This window comes from Brevundimonas sp., from assembly GCF_036676055.1.
GTDB lineage: Bacteria > Pseudomonadota > Alphaproteobacteria > Caulobacterales > Caulobacteraceae > Brevundimonas.
The window spans coordinates 1-1,749 of sequence record NZ_JAKFDS010000026.1 but is presented as its reverse complement, the minus strand read 5'-3'; the positions used below and the strand labels follow the sequence as shown (position 1 = coordinate 1,749).

The window sequence follows — 1,749 nt, the reverse complement described above, 5'->3', positions numbered from 1 at the left end:
GTCCACCAGGCCGCGTTTGGCCAGGCGGGTCAGCACGGTGGCGATGGTGGTGTGGGCCAGCCCGCGCGAGGTGACCAGGGCCGCGGCGACGTCGGCCACGCTGGCCTCGCCGCGCCAGAGCACACGCATGACGTCGAGCTGCAGCTCGCTCAGGGCGATGTCGTCGGTGTCGGGCTCGCGGGCCATGGCCTTTCTCTACAGGTGTCGTACGACAGTTGTAGAAGATGGGAGCCTGGGAAACATGGGCCGGAAGTCATGGCCAGTCCGGCCGGGGCCGGTGACGGCCCCGATGGCCACCGCCCGAACGGGCGACCGGCCCCGGCGTCGGTGCGCCAGGGCCGGCCGATCCCTGGTCTTACTTGCCGTTGGCCAGCGAAACCACCGTGCTGACCGTCTCGGTCACGTTGCCGCCGTAGTTCGGGTCATAGGCGCCGACGGTGGCGTCGAGCTGTGCCTTGCCGCTGCCGAAGGGCACGCCCATCGAGCTGACCACGGTGCTGAAGCGGGTCGGGGTCGGGCCGCAGGCGGTGTTCGCGTAGAAGTTGGCCTGGGCCAGGCTGAAGCGGTTCACCCGCTGCACCAGGGCGCCACTGAGGTTGGCCGTGGTCGGCGACGAGCAGGTAACGGTGCCGGCGACCGTGACCTGGCCGGTCTGGCGCTTCACGGCGAACTTCGGGTCGAACGTCACCGACACCGACAGCGCTTCCGGCGGCGGCGGATTGTTGATCACCACCTCGCCGTAGGCGGCGGTCTCGCCGCCTTCGCAATGCTGCTCGAAGCTCGCGTGGAACTTGACCAGGTAACCGAAGGGACCGTATTCGGCCTCGTGCACTTCGAAACGTCCGGTCAGCGTATTGCAGCCGCGGCCGTCGCCCGAAAGGCTCAGGCCCGGCTCGTAGGCCTCGTTGAACGGATAGCGGGTCGCCGCCTCGTATACGCCCGGCAGCAGCTGCGCACCTTCGGGCGCCGCGAACTCGAGGTTCCACCAGGTGTCGGTCCAGACGCTGATCGACACGACGCGCTGGTCGGAGCTGGCCGTGCCCTGCACGCCCTCGGTATAGGACCAGGTCTGGCCCTGGCTGATGTAGTCGCCTTCGTCGCCGCTGAAGACCAGGGTGGACTGCGCCGAAGCGGTCGTCGCCGCGGCCAGCCAGAGCGAACCGGCCGCCAGCAGCACGCGGGCGCCATTGAACAGGGAGGAAGTGTTTCGGGTCATTCGGGACATCTCCGGAAGGATGCGTCGCAGGGGGAAACGCCGGCGGCGACGCCGCGCCGGCGCATGGAACAGGGACGGGTGGCGGAGTCGGTCCGCAGGGAAACGAGGATGGCAGCCGTGGGTATCAGGGGATGCGACACGAAGACCAGGGCGTGGGCGACCCGGGCTCGGGTCGGCGCATCTTCACGGAACGCCGGTGCGAACCATGCCGGACCGGCACGGTTTGTCTTCAGGCACCAACAGGGTTAGCCGGCTTCACGCCGGGGCCGGGATCAACCGACGGTGTCGTGTTTGCCGGCGAGCCGGCGCCGGCTCAGATGGCTTCGGCCTGGTTCTTGAGGATCAGCTCGGCCAGCCAGGGTTCGCCCTGCTCCATCAGCTCGAGCGGGGTCTGGGCCCAGCCGGTCAGTACCATGGCTTCGGCGATGGTGAACTCGAGCTGGGCCTTGGTGAACTTGCGCTCGCCGGCGATGACCGCCTCGAGCACGGCGCGGCCGGGCATCGGCGCATCCATCTCGGCGGTCTTGGCGGCC

The 1,749-nt window shown here is 69.1% G+C and carries 3 protein-coding genes; all 3 read right to left on the bottom strand.

Features of this window, described 5'->3' with window-relative positions:
* On the bottom strand, nucleotides 1–186 hold a 186-nt coding region (locus V6M45_RS04980), incomplete at its 3' end, for a BlaI/MecI/CopY family transcriptional regulator (protein ID WP_332654511.1).
* Between the two features lie 169 nt (nucleotides 187–355).
* On the bottom strand, nucleotides 356–1,216 hold the full coding sequence (locus tag V6M45_RS04975; protein WP_332654510.1) for a hypothetical protein: 861 nt from the start codon (nucleotides 1,214–1,216) through the stop codon (nucleotides 356–358).
* A 313-nt stretch (nucleotides 1,217–1,529) separates the two neighbouring features.
* Nucleotides 1,530–1,749: hypothetical protein (locus tag V6M45_RS04970; protein WP_332654509.1), on the bottom strand; the 220-nt coding region annotated here is incomplete at its 5' end.

Coding starts and splice junctions, on each gene's coding strand:
- V6M45_RS04975 (WP_332654510.1), bottom strand. CDS start 1,216: ATGACCCGAAACACTTCCTCCCTGTTCAATGGCGCCCGCGTGCTGCTG.